This window comes from Porphyromonas sp. COT-052 OH4946, from assembly GCF_000765965.1.
GTDB lineage: Bacteria > Bacteroidota > Bacteroidia > Bacteroidales > Porphyromonadaceae > Porphyromonas > Porphyromonas gulae.
This window is the reverse complement of sequence record NZ_JQZY01000016.1, coordinates 1-17,561: the sequence shown is the minus strand read 5'-3', so window position 1 is coordinate 17,561 and position 17,561 is coordinate 1. Positions and strand designations below refer to the sequence as shown.

Below are 17,561 nucleotides of genomic sequence, written 5' to 3'. Positions count from 1 at the left end.
CCCAGTTCGTTTTTCTTTTATTTATTATCGCATCTTAAGTGTGGCTATAGTAATTGCAGCCATGATGATCCCCACGAGCCAAAAACGAACGGTGATCTTCGATTCGGGAATCGCGTGCAAAGGCTTCTGTAGCCATGCATCTATACCGGCATTGCCCTGCTTTTGGAAGTGGTGATGCAGGGGGGTCATCTTGAAAATGCGTTTCCCTTCGCCAGTCCTTCGTTTCGTCAGCTTGAAATAAAATACCTGAATCATAACGGAAAGGCCCTCTATGATGAACACGAAGCAGAGAATCGGCAGTAGCATCTCTTTGCGAATGATCAGAGCGAAAACTGCGATGATCCCTCCCAAAGTAAGACTACCCGTGTCTCCCATAAATACCTGTGCCGGATAAGCATTGTACCACAAGAAGCCAATAGTGGCACCGACGAAAGCAGAGGCAAAAATGGTCAGTTCCTCTGCACCCGGGATAAACATGATATTCAGATATGATGCCATCTCGATGTGGGAGGAGACATAGGCAAAAATGGCCAGTACGACTCCGATAATAGCGGAGGAGCCTGTAGCCAATCCGTCCAACCCGTCAGTCAGATTGGCGCAGTTGGAGATAAATGTCACTACCAGCACGGCAACACATACGAAGAGAATCCAACCGAATACCACTTTAGTCTTGCCTTTGAAGGGAAGTAAATCGGCATAGTCGAAGTTGTTGTTCTTGACGAAGGGGATTGTGGTCTTGGTCGATTTTACTTCCTGTTTATTGTAGTGTACTCGCTCCACCTGTCCGTCCCGAAGCACCTCGGTGTTTTCTTTTATCACTACGGCAGGATTCATATACAGTACTATCCCGATGATGAAACCCAGTCCCACCTGTCCGATTATTTTGTAACGCCCGTGCAAGCCCTCTTTCTTCTTGCGGAAAACCTTGATATAGTCATCCAAGAAGCCTAATGAGCCGAGCAGGACGGTGGTGACGATCATAAGCAGGATATATACATTATCAAGACGAGCCAACAATAGGGTGGGGATCAGAATGGAGATGATAATGATCAGGCCTCCCATCGTGGGCGTTCCTTTCTTGCTGAGCTGGCCTTCCAACCCCAGATCACGGATAGTCTCGCCTATCTGTGCCTTTCGCAGTTTTTCGATGATTCGGTTGCCGATAACGGTGGCAAGCAATAATGCCAAGATAATGGCTACCGCGGACCGAAACGATACATAGTGAAACAGTCGCGCTCCGGGGAGGTGCAGTTTTTCGAGATAGTCAAACAGATAATACAGCATGATGTCTATAGAGTTTATTGAACGATACGATCTTTCGACATGGCATCGCAGACCACTTCGCGATCGTCGAAATGGTGTTTGATGCCCTTGATTTCCTGATAAGTTTCATGACCTTTGCCGGCTATCAAAACAAAGTCACCCTTCTCTGCCAGCATGCAGGCCGTGCGGATGGCTTCCGCCCGATCGGTAATGAGCAGCGTTTTCTTCCTGTCTTCTGTCGAAAGTCCGGCAGCCATTTCTTGGATTATCTCTTGAGGCTCTTCATCGCGCGGATTGTCCGATGTCAGGATCAGACGTTCGCTCCTGCGGGCTGCCTCCTTAGCCATCATCGGACGCTTGCCTTTGTCCCTATTGCCTCCTGCTCCTACCACTGTGATCACCTTGTGCGATTTTGCCAATGGTCGTATGGTGTCCAATACGTTGATCAGTGCATCCGGCGTATGTGCATAGTCCACGATGGCCACATAGCCATCCTGTGCGGTGAATGCCTGGAAACGGCCGTCCACGGAAGTCAATTCGGAGAGGATACGCAGCACTTCTTCCTTGTCCTGTCCCAATTCGCAGGCGGTGCCGTACACGCATAGTAGGTTGTAGGCATTGAAATCCCCTACCAGACGGACAAAGACTTCTCTATCATCCACGTACATATCCATGCCGTCGATATGCCTTTCTACTATCTTGGCTCGATAGTTTGCGATGCTCTTGAGTGCATAGGTACACACACGTGCTTGGGTGTTCTGTGCCATTACGAGGCCGTTCTTATCATCGGCATTGACCAGAGCGAAAGCTTGAGCACCGAGGCCATCGAAAAAACTTTTTTTGGCTCGCAGATATTCCGGTACGGAACCGTGATAGTCAAGATGGTCACGAGTGAGATTCGTGAAGATTCCGCCGTCGAAGTCAAGAGCACCGATTCTCTTTTGTGCCGCTGCATGAGAGCTAACCTCCATAAAAGCATATTCGCAACCTGCATCTACCATTCGACGGAAAAGAGCATTCAATGCCAATGGATCCGGTGTGGTGTGAGTGGTCGGTTCGGACAAGTCATCTACATAGTTGCAGACGGTACTCACGAGACCGACTTTATAGCCCATTTTTCGGAAGAGTCTGTGCAGCAGGGTTGCTACGGTGGTCTTACCATTCGTACCCGTCACGCCCACCAGAGTCAGGTGGCGCGATGGATGCCCGTAGTGTGCCGAGGCCAATGAGGCTAAGGCTTCGGCCGTATCGGACACTTGGATAAAGCAGCATCCTTCAGGCTTTTCTTCCGGAAGGTCCTCCACGACAAAAACTCGGCAGCCTTGTGTAAGGGCTTGAGGTATGTAGATATGTCCATCTGTCTGTGTGCCACGAATGGCTACAAAGAGCGTGCCGACGGTAGCCTTGCGGGAATCGGATGCAATATCCGTGATCTCCTGTTTGGTATCTCCTATGACAGCTATCGGGCGCAACTCCGAGAGGTATTGTTCGAGTTTCATTCCTTGTTCTTTACATAGATAAGTCGATGACAACAGTCTGCCCCACTGTCACCTTAGAACCATACGGTAAGGATTGGGCCACTACATGCCCCCATCCATTTGTCTTCACTCTCAGTCCAGAGAGTTGTAGCATATATAGAGCATCCTGTGCCGATAGGCCACGGACATCGGGCATTATACCGCGTTTGATAGCCGGCAAAGGCTTCAGACTTATGCGTCCGCTCTCCTCCGTGGCGCGTACCCACTGGTTTTTGTCGGTCTCGGATGCTGACTTGACGGGCAGATTCAAAGACTTCAATGCTGAGACGATTGGCTCGCGCTGTCCGGCACGTACAGCAGGCAGATGCTTGATCTCCGGTTGTGGGCTTACTGTGTCGAATGGTTCCGGCTCCTGTATCGCCAGTAGTTTTTCCGCTATCTGCTTGACTACCACGCCGGAGATTCCCCCACCGGAGGGATATACGCCACGGGGGCCTCGTACAACCACCATACAGGTGTACTTGGGATTTTCGGAGGGGAAGTATCCGCAGAAAGATACCAAGTGCATCGTGCCGCCGGCTCGATAGCCACTCTTGCCTTGAGAGATCTGTGCTGTACCGGTCTTTCCGCTGATGTTTACTGTGGGGCTTTTGACCGGCGAACCGGTTCCCTTGGCTACTACGTTCGAGAGCATATCCTGTATGGCCACAAGTGTAGAGTGCTTGCAAATGGAATCGCGCAGTACTACCGGCTGATGCTCCTGTACGATCTCCCCTCTATCCATCACTTTCGTTACGAAGTAAGGACGCATCATCTTGCCCCCATTGGCGATGGCGTTGTAGAAGGCCAATGTGTGGATCGGTGGAATCTGAGTCTCGTATCCGAACGACATCCATGCCAGGGTCGTGCCGTACCAGCGGTCGGGGTTGTCCGCACGCTTGCGTACTACGGCCGGCGCTTCGCCGGGTATTTCCAGCCGGAACTTGTCCGTGATACCAGTTCGCCTCACGGCCTCCACGTATTTGTCTGGATCGTGAGCGAAACCTTTCAGAATGATTTTGGCTACGCCTACGTTACTTGAGTACCAAATGGTCTGAGCTGCCGTAATGGGACCATATCCGCCTTTGTGGGCATTATGGTCCCTGACTGTACGCTTGCCTACGGAGAAGAGGCCGTTGCCCGTTTCGATGATGTCCTCCGGATGTACTATACCGGCATCAAGGGCAACCATCATCGAAACGGTCTTAAACGTAGAGCCGGGTTCTGACATGTCTGCCACGGCGTAGTTCTTGGATTCGATATATCCGCCGGACGATGTGCGTTGCAAATTGGTAATAGCCTTCACCTGTCCCGTGGCTACCTCCATCAGTATGGCTGTTCCACTCTCTCCCTCTACCTCTTCGAGCTTGTTGCGCAGCTCTACCTCAACTATGCTCTGCATATCCATATCGAGGGTGGTGTAGACATCGCAACCGCGCTTCGGCGACTGTATCGTATTCAGTATTCTTCTGCCTCCTACATAGACGCGGCTGGCCTTGCCCGTCTCGCCTCTGAGTTGCTTGTCGTAGAACAGCTCTATGCCGTTCTTCCCTTGCGACAGGCCTCCGTCCATCGATCCGTAAACGCTACCGATGGTACGACTGCCCAATGAGCCGAACGGCATCATTCGCTTGGCTTTCTCCTCCGGACGTATGCTTCTCGGTATGGGGCCAAGGCCTTTGCGAGGCACACGTGCCAAGGGAGCCATATCGTACAGCTCTTTCATTTGCAGGTAGGATATATCCCGATTGATCACGGGCCAATAGCGACTCTTCTTGGCCATGCCTTGCTTCCATTTCTTTTTCAGGTCGGCCGGCTTTATCTTTTCGTATTGGTTGGAGAGCTTCCGGCTGATGTTGTGTGCCAGCGTATCGAGAAGCTTGTTTAGGCTATCCTTTTTGATTGATTTGAGCGGATCGGCTTGGAAGTCGAAGTAAAGACGGAAGTAAGGAGCCGTTATGGCCACGGCTCGTCCGTCCGCAGCGTATATGTTGCCGCGGATGGGTGCCAAGTCTACCGGTTCAGGTCGATGAAGAGTCTCCCCGATAGCACGCCATCTGTCTCCTTCGACAAAAATCGTCTTCAGAATCTTGCCGAATACTACGAGCAAGACCAGAATCATCAAGGCCCCTACGATACGGTAGCGACGTACAGCCTTATTGGTTACGGGATTGTTCCTCTCTTCCTGTTTCATGCCGGTAGTCTATTTCTTGCGTTGATCTTTATCGACCGGACGATAGAGGATGTAAGGTGGGGTCTGCGAGAGCGTCAGCTCCAGGTTTTGGGCCTGTATGGCTTTTTCCACATTTAGCTTCTGACTCATGGCGGTTACCTCAGAGGCTTTGAACAGGGCACGATAGCGGTAGTCCTTCACCTGCTCCTCGAGCCGGCCTATCTCGCGCACCTGCTCGATGGCTTCGTATCCGTTCCAAATGTTGATCACAGACATCAGAACGATGACCAGTCCCAACTTCCAGTTGCTGGCTATCCAAGGATGCTCGATGAAAGACCCTCCCATCAAGCTCCAAAAGCTATTTTTCTTCGTTGAAGTCGCCGTGTAAGCATCCCGAAGAGGTGCTTCCTCTTCTGTCGAGGTCTCCCGCTCAGGAGAGACCCCTTCTTGCTCGCATAGGATGTCCTCCCCTTCGTCGATATTGTTTTTAGTAGTCTCTTCCATTATATTTTTTCTGCTATTCGTAGTTTGGCACTTCTTGCACGAGGATTGTCGGACAGCTCCTTCGTCGATGCCGTCAGGGGCTTACGGGTGATGTGTCGCCAAGGGCTTTGCGGTGCTCCGTACAGTCGTAAAGCATCTTCGTCAGGTGCCTTTACGGTTCCGTAGCGGAGAAAGTTCTTGACCATCCTGTCCTCAAGCGAATGGTACGTCATTACGACAAGTCGTCCACCGCTTCGCAGACAACCGAGTGCTGCTCTGAGCATCTGTTCCAAGGCTCCCAGCTCATCGTTCACTTCGATGCGCAATGCTTGGAAGATACAAGCAAGCTGTTTCTTCTCTTCTCGCGGAGAGACGAGACTGCGCACGGCCTCCAGGAGTTGTCCCACGGTTTGCAGTCCGCCGGAAAGGGACTCCCTGTGACGGACGATGGATGCCGCAAGGCGGCGTGCCTGCTTCAGTTCACCATAATGATAGAAGAGGTCGGACAGGGACGAGGCATCGTATTCGTTCAGGATGGTGGCAGCATTTCGGCCGGCACGAGCATTCATCCTCATATCCAACAGAGGGCTTTCCGAACGGAAGCTGAATCCGCGCTCTTCCTCATCGAAGTGGTGCGACGATACACCGAGATCTGCCAATATGCCATCGACTCCATCCTCTCCGTAATAATCCATAAAGTTGGCGAGGTAGCGAAAGTTCGAAGGGACGAAGACGAAGCGCTCGTCTTGTAGGATATTCCGGCACGCATCGGCATCCTGATCGAATCCGTACAGCCGCCCATTGGAACTCAATCGCTCCACGATGGCACGGGAATGTCCCCCTCCTCCGAATGTGACATCGACATAGCATCCGTCGGGATCGATTCGCAATCCTTCCAAACACTCATCAAGCATCACCGGAATATGATAAACAGTCTCTTTCTCAGGATTATGCATACTGGTTTGTCTCTCCTAAATCTTCGCTTGCGATCGTTTGCTATACCACGCTCCAAAGTTAGCCAATAACGTATAAACAAGAGGAAAAATCATGCAGATGAGACCAAAAACTTATCAACACCGAAGGGTATATATCGAGGAGGAAATGTTGAAAAACTTTGACGGAAAAATGTGTGCAAATACTGCCGTTTCTGCACCTCGACGGCTTTCTGCAGTTGTGCTCGTGCAGATTCAATCCCCAAATATCCATGACGGGTGCTATCGCACTTACAGAAATTTTTGATGGCTGACATGCAAATAAAGAGAATGCCCTGCGAGAGTACTGCTACTCTTACAGGGCATAGCCTTTGTTTTGCGCTGAGTGGTGTGTCGGTCGATCAGAATGCAGCACGGATTTTCTCTGCGGCTGCAGCCAGCTCTTCCTGCGAGGGCGTTAGCTTTTGGCGCCCGAAGTGCATATCTACCTCCGACTGCATCGGTACCAGGTGGATATGTGCATGAGGCACTTCGAGGCCTATCACCGTCATCCCCACTTTCCGGCAGGGGAAAGCGCGCTTGATGGCGGCAGCCACCCGTTTGGCGAAGATGGTCATCTCACTCAGATCAGCATCGTTCATGTCGAAGATGTAGTCCACCTCTTGTTTGGGTACGACCAAAGTATGCCCGTGGGCAAGGGGATTGATGTCGAGAAAAGCGAAGAACTTATCGCTCTCGGCAATCTTGTGGCAAGGAATTTCACCTGCGATGATACGGCTGAAAATAGTCATGGAACAAACTTTTTGTGTTTATAAACTAATGTCTATAATCTCGAATTCCACCAGTCCGCTCGGTACCTTGATCGAAACCGCATCGCCGATTTTCTTACCCATCAGACCTTGCGCGATAGGCGTATTCACGGAGATTTTGTTTTCTCTCAGGTTGGCTTCCGAGTCCGAGACGAGGGTATAGGCCATCACGGCACCCGTCTTCACGTTCTTGATCGTCACCTTGTTCAGTATCTGAACGCTTTCGGTACTTACTTGCGATTCGTCGATGATACGGGCGTTGGCGATCAGCCCTTTTAGCTGTGCAATCTTCGTCTCGAGGATCCCTTGAGCTTCCTTTGCTGCATCGTACTCGGCGTTTTCGGATAGATCGCCCTTGTCGCGTGCTTCTGCTATCTGCCGAGAGATCTCGGGACGCTGTACGCTTTCGAGTTCGGCCAGTTCGGCCAAAATCTTATCGTATCCTTCCTGTGTAATATAATTGTATGCCATACTTTCTTGTGCGTGGTGTTAGTTTAGAAAAACAATCCTTCATGCTGCTCTCGGCAGCCATTCTCACCCAAAGCTAAAAAAGAAGCCCGGAAGATACCCATATATATGGAATGTCTCCGGAACTCTCACTGTCCTTTGCTTTGGCTATTTGCGCAATTTCGCGTCCGCTGCAAAGATAGTAATCTTTCTTATATGAGCGACTTTAGCCCTCCGGTTGACCCCTGATCCGACTTCCTGCAAGTCTGCTTGGAGCCTCTGCTTCCTCCTCTCTTAATCGGGCAGTGGAGACGCTTCTACCGATTCGCGCAGACCCTTCTGATCGATCAAAGATCGAACTTCTTCTCCTTGTAGTTGTCTTTCGATAAAGGATGGGAAATGGGACGGTTAGCCCGAAAGATGAAAATGATTTTTTCGAGCCAAAAACGGTCGACTTGCGGCACGTGTTTTCGCGAAAACTCGCGCGAGAAAAAAATCGTTTTGGCGCGAGAATTTTTTACTTCCCGAACCAAAACAAAAATTTTTACGCGCCACGTTTTTTCGGCGCACGAATCGAAAAAATCTCGCTCGTAAATGTCCAAAGGGGTACGGAGGCTCGGGGAACTTCGGATTCCTGTCGAAGTGTGGGGATTTTTGTCTTCTGTCGGGCGTAAGTCTCCGTACTCTCGATCTTTTCTACGTCCGAACGAACTGTGCCTTGCGCTAGTGCTCGAAATTTTAAGCTGCCGAGCTCCTTGCCTGAAATGGAATTTGGGAAAAGTGGTATATTTGCAAGTCTCATCCAAAAGTATGCGGCATCATGGGTATTCGTGACAAAATAGCAAGTCTCAACAATAAGAAGCAGCGCATCTTAGCCTGGTGGAGTCGTCATTGGTACGTCAAGTACCTGGTGGTAATCGGCTTCTTCTTTTTGGTGACGTTTGTTTTCGGCGATGCCAATATCAGTAAGCAGATTCGCTACAAAAGCCGTATCAACAACCTAAGGAAAGAACTACGAGAGGTAAAGGAACGCTATCATCAGGACAGTGTGCGTCTGGAAGAAATCCGAGCCAACAAACAAGGAATCGAGCATACGGCCCGAGAGTTGTATCTGATGAAGCGTCCCGAGGAAATCATTTTCCTGATCAGGGACAGCGTCCGCAATCAATAATTAATGAAATAGGCAGATAGGGATGAATCCGCAGCAAATTCGCGAAATAAGCTACCGCGTCGGCAGCCTCTTTTTGATATTCGGGGCAGCATGCAGGCTGGTGCGCTTTGCACCCGGAGATTATCTCTATGCTTTGGGCGCAGTGCTCTACTTGCTGTCCTATGCTCTGTCCCCTGTCGCGGATTTGGATACTCGCACGCGAAGACTCTATAGGATGAATGTCCTTTCCGGAGCATTCTTTGTTGTTTCTGCCGTATTGGTATTTATAAGAGAGGATTCGCTTTGGCTCCTGTTTTTTTCCATCGGCGTCGTCTATATGATTTATGCCTCCTTGCTTTTGCTTTTTAAGAAAGGACAAGGGGAGCAAGATAAAAAGAAGAAATAAGACTCTTCACTAACGAAATATGCAACCCTCCAAAAGTCGGTCGCCACGCCTGAGGCGTCAGTCGGACAAGGTCTTCGAGGTCAGAGAAGAAGACACCCTTTTGCCATTTCTCATTGGCATACTGAAGGATAATAGTCGCACAGCCGTCAAGCAGATCTTGACGGGGCGGCGTGTTTCCGTCAATGGCATACCCACCACACGACACGATGCGGAACTGAAAGTCGGCGACAAGGTTGTCGTACATCGGACACAGCTACCGGAAGAGCTTCGCCACCCTTTGGTGCGCATCATCTGGCAGGACGATTATTTCGTTCTGATCGAGAAGAAAGCCGGTGTGTCCACCGTAGCCAGTGGTGTCAATAAGGATAGGACTGCTCTGCGTATTGTTAGCAATCATCTCAAGCAATACGACCCCGAGCTGAAGATCTTTATGCTGAACAGGCTGGACAAAGACTCTGCCGGAATGGTGCTTTTTGCCAAGAGCAAAAAAGTGCAGGCCTTCGTGGTGGACAAGTGGCAGAAGGTGGTATTGGAGCAGCGTTTCGTGATAGCCATCGAAGGGGATATGCCCGATGCCGAAGGTACACTGGATGCTCCTCGACATCAAATGCCGACCAAGGGCAAGCAGTCTCGCATCGTGCCCGAAGCACCCTCCGGCGATTCGGCCGGAACGGCTCGTTACAAAGTCATTCGTCGGGGACCGGTATGCTCGCTCGTGGAGGTAACACTACTGAGTGGTCGGAACAATCAGCTCCGTCGGCAGATGGGGCAGCTGGGGATCCCGATCGCAGGCGATTGGCGGCAGGGTAGTTCTTTCCGCCATCTGGATTGCCTGGCTCTGCAGGGGACGCGCTTCGTATTCCGCCATCCGGAAACCGGTGAGACGCAGGAATACAAGCTGCCTTTGTCCAAGCTCTTTCGCAGGCTGATGCATATCGAAGAGGGTTCTGCAGCAATCGAAACAATATCGAAGAAGAAAACGCGTTCCAAATAGGTACCTGACTAAATTTTAATAATCCAACATATAATAATGACAAACATGAACCTCAGAAACAGCAAATGGACGGTAGCTTTAACCCTCCTGTTTCTCTCTATGTTGCCCATTGGGGCATCTGCCCAGATTATCAAGGACGTAGTCGTTTGGAAGACCTCTTTGCAGGACAGCGATACGCCCGAGAAAACATTGGTGTTTACGGCGACGATCAAATCCGGATGGCACCTTTATGACCAGAACCTTCCCGAGGATGGCCCTACATCTACGGAGTTTCTGTTCGATAAGATGACAGGAGCCAAACTGGTCGGTAAGGCTACTCCCGACAAAACTCCCATCGACCAATACGACAAGCAGTTCGAAATGAATCTGAGGTGGTATGAGAAGACTGTCTCTTTCCGCCAGAAAATTCAGGTGACGGATCCTGCCAAGTTCTCTATCAAGGGTGGTGTCCGCTTCATGGCTTGTAATGATGAAAACTGTCTGCCTCCCGAAACGAGCGACTTCTCTTTCGATGCTTCGATGATCAAGAGCAAGGCGGCAGCTCCTATTACCGAAGCAGAGGCCGCAGAAGCTGATATGGCTGCCGAAGCGGTTGCTGCTGAGGCTGCAGCGGATACCGCATCGCAGGCCGATGCTGCCGATGCTCTTTCGTCCAAAGCAGACCTGTGGACGCCGGTTGTGAGCGAACTGCGTGCATACGGCGATGATACGCTCAAACAGGCGGAGAGTGCTCCCTGGAAGATTTTCCTCTACGGTTTCCTCTATGGTTTTGTCGCTTTGCTTACTCCTTGCGTATGGCCTATGATCCCGATGACGGTGAGCTTCTTCCTCAAGCGCAATAAGGACAAGAAGAAAGCCGTAAGGGATGCCTTTACCTATGGTGCTTCCATTATCGTTATCTACGTGGTGCTCGGCTTGCTCATCACGGGTATTTTCGGTGTCAATTCTCTGAATAGTTTGGCTACGAATGCGGTCTTCAACATCATATTCTTCCTGCTGCTGGTAGTCTTCGCCATCTCTTTCTTCGGAGCATTCGAGCTGGTGTTGCCGTCTTCTTGGACTAACAAACTGGACAGTAAGGCGGACTCTACGACCGGTTTGCTCAGTATTTTCTTCATGGCCTTTACGCTGGCTTTGGTGTCTTTCTCATGTACCGGTCCTATTATCGGTACACTTTTGGTACAGGCCGCTACGGCCGGCTCCAAACTGGCTCCGGCCATGGGTATGCTTGGCTTTGCCACTTCATTGGCTTTGCCCTTTACCCTTTTTGCCGTCTTCCCCAGCTGGTTGCAGGGCATGCCTAAGAGCGGAGGATGGTTGAATATGGTGAAGGTGGTACTCGGCTTCCTCGAATTGGCGCTTGCTCTCAAGTTCCTTTCCGTGGCGGACTTGGCCTACGGCTGGCATATTCTCGACCGTGAGACCTTCCTCGCTCTCTGGATTGTCATTTTCGCTCTGCTCGGTTGCTATCTCTTGGGATGGATTCGTTTCAGTCATGATAGCGAATGGCCGTATCTCTCTGTGCCGCGTTTTATGATGGCTACCGTTTCTTTGGCCTTTGCCGTGTATATGATCCCCGGCTTGTGGGGTGCTCCGCTCAAGGCCGTGAGTGCCTTTGCACCACCGCTCCACACGCAGGACTTCAATCTTTATAGTGGCGAAGTTCATGCTCACTTTACGGATTATGAGGCCGGTATGGCTTTTGCTCGTCAGGAGAACAAGCCTGTGCTCCTCGACTTCTCCGGCCATGGCTGCGTGAACTGTAGAAAGATGGAGAACGCCGTATGGATCGATCCTACGGTAAAGAGCATGTTGGAAAAGGACTATGTGCTCATTACCCTGATGGTGGATGAGAAGAAGCCTCTGGCCGAACCCCTGACCATCGTTTTCGATGGTAAAGAGAAGACTCTCCGCACCGTAGGCGACAAGTGGAGTTACCTCCAGAGCCACAAGTTCGGAGCCAATGCTCAGCCTTTCTATGTGGCAATTGACCACGAAGGCAAGCCCCTGAGTGCATCTTACTCATATAATGAGGATGTACCTCAGTACGTAGACTTCCTGAAAGGTGGTTTGCAAGAATTCAAAAAGCGCAAAAACAAGTAATCGTTTTTCATCAGGCGATGCATACACGCGCTGAGAAGTTGGAGGCTTTCGGCCGTCTGCTGGATGTCTTGGATACGTTGCGAGAGCAGTGTCCGTGGGATCGGAAACAGACGAACGAAAGCCTTCGAACAAATACAATAGAAGAGGTCTATGAGCTGAGCGAAGCTCTTCTGGGCGAGTGTCCGGACGAGATTCGCAAGGAGCTTGGCGATGTCCTGCTGCACGTGACTTTCTATGCCAAGATAGGAGAGGAAAAAGGCCAGTTCGATATTGCTTCGGTCTGCCATGCCCTCTGCGACAAGCTGATCTATCGGCATCCGCATATTTACGGCGATGTGCAGGTGGAAAATGCTGCCGAAGTGGTACGCAACTGGGAGCAACTCAAACTCCGAGAAAAGGATGGGAACAAGTCCGTTCTCGCCGGTGTGCCGAAGTCTCTTCCCGCTTTGGTGAAGAGCTATCGCATGCAGGAGAAAGCTGCCGGCGTAGGCTTCGACTGGGAGCAGCGAGAGCACGTATGGCCGAAGGTGGACGAGGAGCTGAACGAAGTCCGAGGAGCTATTGCCTCTGAAGATACCGATGCCATGGAGGCAGAATTCGGGGACTTGCTCTTTGCCGTGGTGAATGCTGCCCGTCTTTATGGTATCAATCCGGATAATGCTCTCGAACGTACCAATAGAAAATTCGACAGCCGTTTCTCCTATGTGGAGATGCGAGCCGGACAGCAGGGCAAAGCCCTCAAAGACATGACTCTTTCTGAGATGGATGCGCTGTGGAATGAGGCAAAGCAGAAAGGATTCTAACCTCGTTCCAAGGGGAAAAAGCTATCTTTGTAAGCACGATTTAGCATTATTACTATAATGAACGAAGACATTAAAAAGAATACCTCGGCATCGGAATATTCAGCCAGCAATATCCAAGTATTGGAAGGCTTGGAAGCTGTCCGCAAGCGACCGGCCATGTATATAGGTGACATCAGCGAAAAGGGATTGCACCATCTGGTCTATGAAGTTGTGGACAACTCGATAGACGAAGCTTTGGCCGGATACTGCGACAATGTAGAGGTAATCATAGAAGAAGATAACTCCATTACGGTTCGTGACAATGGTCGCGGTATTCCGGTGGACTATCACGAGAAAGAAGGTAAGAGTGCTCTCGAAGTGGTTTTGACCGTACTGCATGCCGGAGGTAAGTTTGACAAGGGTTCATACAAGGTCTCCGGAGGTTTGCACGGAGTGGGTGTTTCCTGTGTGAATGCGCTTTCCACGTATTTGCGTGCTGAGGTGCATCGTGACGGGAAGATCCATATGCAGGAATTCAGCTGTGGCAAACCGTTGCACGATGTGGAGGTGATAGGCTCCACGGATCGTACGGGGACAACTATTCAGTTCAAGCCGGACAGCTCTATTTTCTCTGTTACGGAATACCAATATTCGATACTGGCCAAACGCCTTCGTGAGCTTTCCTATCTGAATGCGGGGATCACTCTTTCGCTGACGGATAAGCGAATAATCAAGGAAGACGGTAGCGGTTATAAGCAAGATGTATTCTATTCGGAAGAAGGGCTGAAGGAGTTTGTCCGTCACCTCGACCGTATGAAAGAACCACTGGTGGACAACGTTATCCACATCGTTACCGAGAAGCAAGGGATCCCCGTGGAGGTAGCCATGACATACAATACTTCCTATCTGGAGAATGTATATAGCTACGTCAATGACATCAATACGATCGAAGGCGGTACGCACTTGGCCGGATTCCGTCGTGGACTTACTCGAACTTTGAAGAAGTATGCCACGGACTCCAAGCTTTTGGATAAGGTGAAGGTGGAGATCACCGGCGACGACTTCCGTGAGGGGCTGACTGCCGTGATCAGCATCAAGGTGGCCGAACCGCAGTTCGAAGGTCAGACCAAGACCAAGCTCGGCAATAATGAAGTGACCGGTGCAGTCGATATGGCTGTAAGCGAAGCTCTCGAATACTATCTGGAGGAGCATCCGAAAGAAGCTAAGTTGATAGTGGATAAAGTCGTATTGGCAGCAACCGCTCGTCAGGCAGCCCGTAAGGCTCGCGAAATGGTGCAGCGCAAATCGCCCTTGTCCGGTGGAGGACTGCCGGGTAAGCTGGCCGACTGCTCTTCCAAAGATCCGGAGCAGTGCGAACTCTTCCTCGTCGAGGGTGATTCGGCCGGTGGAACCGCCAAGCAAGGACGCGACCGTGAGTTTCAGGCTATCTTGCCGCTGAGAGGAAAGATCCTCAATGTGGAGAAAGCCATGCAGCACAAGGTATTCGAAAGCGAAGAAATCCGCAACATATATACTGCTTTGGGGGTGACGATCGGAACGGAAGAGGACAGTAAAGCCCTCAATCTCTCCAAACTTCGCTATCATAAGGTGGTGATCATGACCGATGCTGATGTGGACGGTAGTCATATCGCTACGCTCATCCTTACGTTCTTCTTCAGGAATATGCGTACGCTTATAGAAAACGGCTATGTCTTCATCGCTACTCCTCCTCTCTACCTTTGCAAGAAGGGGAAAGAACAGGAGTATTGCTGGACGGAGCAGCAGCGGCAAGCGTTTATCGACCGTTATGCCGATGGTAATGAAAGCCGTGTGCATGTACAGCGTTACAAGGGTCTTGGTGAGATGAACGAGGAACAGCTTTGGGAGACGACGATGGATCCGGAGAAGAGGACGCTTCGTAAGGTGACGATCGAGAATGCTGCTGAAGCAGACGCCATATTCTCCATGCTGATGGGAGATGAGGTGGGTCCGCGCAGGGAGTTTATAGAAGAAAATGCTACTTATGCAAGAATAGATGCTTAGTCCTAAGAACTATCAGTACTATCCTGCGGCGCTCCGACAGCTCTATGAAGAGCTTGACGGTGCGCCGCAAGCTTTTGAGGGAGGAGAGTCTCCTTCTCGGCCTGTTATCGGCTTGACGGCCAATTACAATGCCTCCGGCTCGTGTATCGCCAGAGCCTATACCGAGTCCGTGATCCGTGCCGGCGGTTTGCCTCTACTTATTCCTCTGACTGCGGATATGAGGACTATACGCCATTATGCCACGCTCATCGATGGACTGATTCTTTCCGGTGGAGACGATTTGCTCCCTTCCTATCTGGGAGAAGACCCGATCCCCACACTGGGCGAAGTCAATCCTGAGCGAGATCGGAGCGAACTGCTATTGGTGGCCGAAGCCTCACGCCGCAATGTGCCGATCCTCGGTATCTGTCGGGGGCATCAACTCCTTGCGACAGCTTTCGGTGGAGGGATGTATCAGGACATATATGCCCGGTTGGAAAATCCGCTGGGGCATAATCCGAAAATCCCCATATCGTCTGCAGCACACCAAGTCCGCTTGCAAGGTGATTCCGTATTGGCTCGGGTACTTGGCCTGAGCGATGGCAAATCAATACAAGTCAATAGCCTGCATCATCAGGCAGTCAGTAGAGCACCGAAACCTTTCCGCGTGACAGCCCTTTCATCCGATGGCATTATCGAAGCTATGGAGGCCTATCCGGAGAAGCCTATCCTGTCGGTACAGTGGCATCCGGAGCAAATGGCCTATGCCGGAGGAGACACCCGTCAGCAGAAATTGTTCGATCATTTGGTCGCCGAGGCATCTCTCTTTGCCCGAGCCAAAGCGGTGCACCGATCCGTAATTGTGTTGGATTCGCATGTGGACACGCCCATGCACTTCTGTCCGGAATTCGATTTTATGAAGAGAGGAAATACGCTGGTTGATGGCCCCAAGATGTGCGAAGGACTTGTCGATGCCTGTGTCATGGTTGCCTATCTTCCGCAGGGCGAGCGCGATGATGCCTCACTGAAACAGGCTACGGACTACGCTACGGAGAAACTGGAGGCTATTCGTTCCCAAGTGCTCTTGCATCCCGAAAGTCTGATGTTGGCGACCAATCCTGAAGAAGTGCGGGAGGCTAAACGTAGAGGTTTGCGTGCCATTATACCCGGCATAGAAAACGGCTATGCCATAGGCAAAGAGTTGGCTAATATCGAGCGATTTCGTGACATGGGAGTCTGCTATATCACGCTCTGCCATAATGGCGACAACGATATATGCGACTCTGCGCGTAAGAGCAAGCATGAGCATAACGGCCTGAGTGACTTTGGTCGGGAGGTCGTTCGGGAAATGAATCGGTTGGGGATTATGGTGGATGTATCCCATACGGCTCCTACCACCGTTCGTGATGTCCTTCAAATCAGTACTGCCCCGATCGTGGCCAGTCACTCTTCGGCTCGCGCCCTATGCGATCATGCACGCAACCTGACAGACGAAGAAGCCCTCGCCATAGCCCGCAATGGAGGAGTGGTTCAGGTTTGCCTCTATGCCGGATTCATCTTCGAGCAGGAGGAAGAGGCTTCTGTGCGGCATGCTGCAGACCATATCGACTACCTCGTCAGGTTGTTGGGCATCGAGCACGTAGGTATCGGTTCTGATTTCGATGGAGATGGGGAGTTAGTCGGCTGTAGGGGAGCCAATGACCTGATCAATCTGACTGTCGAACTTCTACGTCGTGGCTATACTTCGGATCAACTCAAGCTACTTTGGGGCGAAAATTTTCTTCGAGTAATGCACGATGTGCAAGAAAGATCAAAGTGTCACTAGATGTAGTCTTTCGGCGCGTTTTAGCTGCCAAAGATTCGATTTTGGTGTACAATTATTTGCAAATGTGAAAATAACCTCTATCTTTGCATCGTGGTTTTTTCATAATAGTATTAGATTTTAAGGTTAACAAGAAGATCGAAGGCTGTCGGGAGACATTCTTTAGATTGCGAGATCCCGACCTGTGCTTATTGCGCAGGGCGGGTTTTTGTTTTTAAGGCGATCTTTTTTTGTTACTCGTTACCCTTGTCCGAAAGGATCTCAAAAAGAGCAAAAAGCGGAGGAACAGAAAGTTTAAGATGTCGGACAGTGAGGTCATGACTGTTCTGGTCCCGTTTCATCTGTCAAAATACCGAGATTTGAAAGCTTTTTATCTTCATACCACCCACTCTTGTCGATCCGAGTTTCCACTTCTTCTCTCTTATAATCGCTTTGTAGAGCTGCAAAGCAGGGTGGGCTTCAAGTTGATAGCATTTCTCAATATGTAGTCGTCCCTTAAAAAGCATTTGCAAGAGAGAAGTCATTCATCGATGGTCTCTCGCTTAGCTTTTCGCTTATCATTTTGAGCAGATACAAAAGAGCTCTCATGGCTCTTTTGAAGTTGTAAGCAGCTGCTGCCAGTAGTATGTTCACAGCATCCCCAGCCAATCCCTTGTAA

General features: G+C 50.6%; 16 protein-coding genes and 2 pseudogenes. 9 read left to right on the top strand and 9 right to left on the bottom strand.

Features of this window, described 5'->3' with window-relative positions; translation table 11 throughout:
* Positions 1 to 24: 24 nt before the first annotated feature.
* The 8 genes from mraY to HQ50_RS10380 form a co-directional block, all read right to left on the bottom strand.
* Positions 25 to 1,284, bottom strand: a complete 1,260-nt coding sequence (gene mraY / locus HQ50_RS07235; protein ID WP_018964991.1) for a phospho-N-acetylmuramoyl-pentapeptide-transferase — start codon at positions 1,282 to 1,284, stop codon at positions 25 to 27.
* Positions 1,285 to 1,298: 14 nt separating this feature from the next.
* Entirely contained in the window at positions 1,299 to 2,762 is a 1,464-nt protein-coding gene (locus HQ50_RS07230; protein WP_039429372.1) for a UDP-N-acetylmuramoyl-L-alanyl-D-glutamate--2,6-diaminopimelate ligase, read from the bottom strand.
* A gap of 10 nt (positions 2,763 to 2,772) precedes the next feature.
* Positions 2,773 to 4,974 (bottom strand): penicillin-binding protein, encoded by a 2,202-nt coding sequence (locus HQ50_RS07225; protein WP_039429371.1) that lies wholly within the window; start codon positions 4,972 to 4,974, stop codon positions 2,773 to 2,775.
* Positions 4,975 to 4,983: 9 nt separating this feature from the next.
* Complete coding sequence (locus HQ50_RS07220; RefSeq protein ID WP_039419404.1) at positions 4,984 to 5,457, bottom strand: FtsL-like putative cell division protein; 474 nt, start codon at positions 5,455 to 5,457, stop codon at positions 4,984 to 4,986.
* On the bottom strand, positions 5,457 to 6,392 hold the full coding sequence (rsmH, locus tag HQ50_RS07215) for a 16S rRNA (cytosine(1402)-N(4))-methyltransferase RsmH (protein WP_039429370.1): 936 nt from the start codon (positions 6,390 to 6,392) through the stop codon (positions 5,457 to 5,459). Before rsmH ends, HQ50_RS07220 begins: the two co-directional genes overlap by 1 nt.
* 377 nt (positions 6,393 to 6,769) lie before the next feature.
* Positions 6,770 to 7,159 (bottom strand): HIT family protein, encoded by a 390-nt coding sequence (locus HQ50_RS07210; RefSeq protein ID WP_018964986.1) that lies wholly within the window; start codon positions 7,157 to 7,159, stop codon positions 6,770 to 6,772.
* A gap of 18 nt (positions 7,160 to 7,177) precedes the next feature.
* Positions 7,178 to 7,648, bottom strand: a complete 471-nt coding sequence (greA, locus tag HQ50_RS07205; RefSeq protein ID WP_018964985.1) for a transcription elongation factor GreA — start codon at positions 7,646 to 7,648, stop codon at positions 7,178 to 7,180.
* Positions 7,649 to 7,971: 323 nt separating this feature from the next.
* On the bottom strand, positions 7,972 to 8,121 hold the full coding sequence (locus tag HQ50_RS10380; protein WP_369684610.1) for a hypothetical protein: 150 nt from the start codon (positions 8,119 to 8,121) through the stop codon (positions 7,972 to 7,974).
* Between HQ50_RS10380 and HQ50_RS12615 the strand changes: the two genes are divergently transcribed.
* The 9 genes and pseudogenes from HQ50_RS12615 to HQ50_RS10795 form a co-directional block, all read left to right on the top strand.
* Positions 8,051 to 8,218 carry a DUF1661 domain-containing protein gene (locus HQ50_RS12615; RefSeq protein WP_235315070.1) on the top strand — a complete coding sequence of 56 codons (168 nt, stop codon included), beginning with the start codon at positions 8,051 to 8,053 and terminating at the stop codon, positions 8,216 to 8,218. The genes HQ50_RS10380 and HQ50_RS12615 overlap by 71 nt on opposite strands.
* 226 nt (positions 8,219 to 8,444) lie before the next feature.
* Complete coding sequence (locus HQ50_RS07195; RefSeq protein WP_039429367.1) at positions 8,445 to 8,795, top strand: septum formation initiator family protein; 351 nt, start codon at positions 8,445 to 8,447, stop codon at positions 8,793 to 8,795.
* 22 nt (positions 8,796 to 8,817) lie between these two features.
* Positions 8,818 to 9,180, top strand: a complete 363-nt coding sequence (locus HQ50_RS07190) for a hypothetical protein (protein WP_018964982.1) — start codon at positions 8,818 to 8,820, stop codon at positions 9,178 to 9,180.
* Between the two features lie 19 nt (positions 9,181 to 9,199).
* A complete protein-coding gene (locus tag HQ50_RS07185) occupies positions 9,200 to 10,174 on the top strand; it encodes a pseudouridine synthase (protein ID WP_039429366.1) in 975 nt (324 codons plus the stop codon).
* Positions 10,175 to 10,210: 36 nt separating this feature from the next.
* A complete protein-coding gene (locus HQ50_RS07180; RefSeq protein ID WP_052074914.1) occupies positions 10,211 to 12,277 on the top strand; it encodes a cytochrome c biogenesis protein CcdA in 2,067 nt (688 codons plus the stop codon).
* A gap of 17 nt (positions 12,278 to 12,294) precedes the next feature.
* Entirely contained in the window at positions 12,295 to 13,080 is a 786-nt protein-coding gene (gene mazG, locus HQ50_RS07175; RefSeq protein ID WP_018964979.1) for a nucleoside triphosphate pyrophosphohydrolase, read from the top strand.
* A 57-nt stretch (positions 13,081 to 13,137) separates the two neighbouring features.
* The gene (gene gyrB / locus HQ50_RS07170) at positions 13,138 to 15,102 is read left to right on the top strand and encodes a DNA topoisomerase (ATP-hydrolyzing) subunit B (RefSeq protein WP_018964978.1); all 1,965 of its coding nucleotides are present in this window, start codon (positions 13,138 to 13,140) and stop codon (positions 15,100 to 15,102) included.
* Positions 15,095 to 16,906 (top strand): gamma-glutamyl-gamma-aminobutyrate hydrolase family protein, encoded by a 1,812-nt coding sequence (locus tag HQ50_RS07165; protein ID WP_039429363.1) that lies wholly within the window; start codon positions 15,095 to 15,097, stop codon positions 16,904 to 16,906. Before gyrB ends, HQ50_RS07165 begins: the two co-directional genes overlap by 8 nt.
* Before the next feature lie 266 nt (positions 16,907 to 17,172).
* Positions 17,173 to 17,388, top strand: a pseudogene (locus tag HQ50_RS10795) (IS982 family transposase); the annotation flags it as partial.
* A gap of 10 nt (positions 17,389 to 17,398) precedes the next feature.
* Here HQ50_RS10795 and HQ50_RS11400 read toward each other — a convergent pair.
* A pseudogene (locus HQ50_RS11400) lies at positions 17,399 to 17,561 on the bottom strand (IS5/IS1182 family transposase); the annotation flags it as partial.

Excerpts from the sequence above, each read along its gene's own strand:
- mraY (WP_018964991.1), bottom strand. The coding sequence starts at position 1,284 with ATGCTGTATTATCTGTTTGACTATCTCGAAAAACTGCACCTCCCCGGA.
- HQ50_RS07230 (WP_039429372.1), bottom strand. The coding sequence starts at position 2,762 with ATGAAACTCGAACAATACCTCTCGGAGTTGCGCCCGATAGCTGTCATA.
- HQ50_RS07225 (WP_039429371.1), bottom strand. The coding sequence starts at position 4,974 with ATGAAACAGGAAGAGAGGAACAATCCCGTAACCAATAAGGCTGTACGT.
- HQ50_RS07220 (WP_039419404.1), bottom strand. The coding sequence starts at position 5,457 with ATGGAAGAGACTACTAAAAACAATATCGACGAAGGGGAGGACATCCTA.
- rsmH (WP_039429370.1), bottom strand. The coding sequence starts at position 6,392 with ATGCATAATCCTGAGAAAGAGACTGTTTATCATATTCCGGTGATGCTT.
- HQ50_RS07210 (WP_018964986.1), bottom strand. The coding sequence starts at position 7,159 with ATGACTATTTTCAGCCGTATCATCGCAGGTGAAATTCCTTGCCACAAG.
- greA (WP_018964985.1), bottom strand. The coding sequence starts at position 7,648 with ATGGCATACAATTATATTACACAGGAAGGATACGATAAGATTTTGGCC.
- HQ50_RS12615 (WP_235315070.1), top strand. The coding sequence starts at position 8,051 with ATGATTTTTTCGAGCCAAAAACGGTCGACTTGCGGCACGTGTTTTCGC.
- HQ50_RS07195 (WP_039429367.1), top strand. The coding sequence starts at position 8,445 with ATGGGTATTCGTGACAAAATAGCAAGTCTCAACAATAAGAAGCAGCGC.
- HQ50_RS07190 (WP_018964982.1), top strand. The coding sequence starts at position 8,818 with ATGAATCCGCAGCAAATTCGCGAAATAAGCTACCGCGTCGGCAGCCTC.
- HQ50_RS07185 (WP_039429366.1), top strand. The coding sequence starts at position 9,200 with ATGCAACCCTCCAAAAGTCGGTCGCCACGCCTGAGGCGTCAGTCGGAC.
- HQ50_RS07180 (WP_052074914.1), top strand. The coding sequence starts at position 10,211 with ATGACAAACATGAACCTCAGAAACAGCAAATGGACGGTAGCTTTAACC.
- mazG (WP_018964979.1), top strand. The coding sequence starts at position 12,295 with ATGCATACACGCGCTGAGAAGTTGGAGGCTTTCGGCCGTCTGCTGGAT.
- gyrB (WP_018964978.1), top strand. The coding sequence starts at position 13,138 with ATGAACGAAGACATTAAAAAGAATACCTCGGCATCGGAATATTCAGCC.
- HQ50_RS07165 (WP_039429363.1), top strand. The coding sequence starts at position 15,095 with ATGCTTAGTCCTAAGAACTATCAGTACTATCCTGCGGCGCTCCGACAG.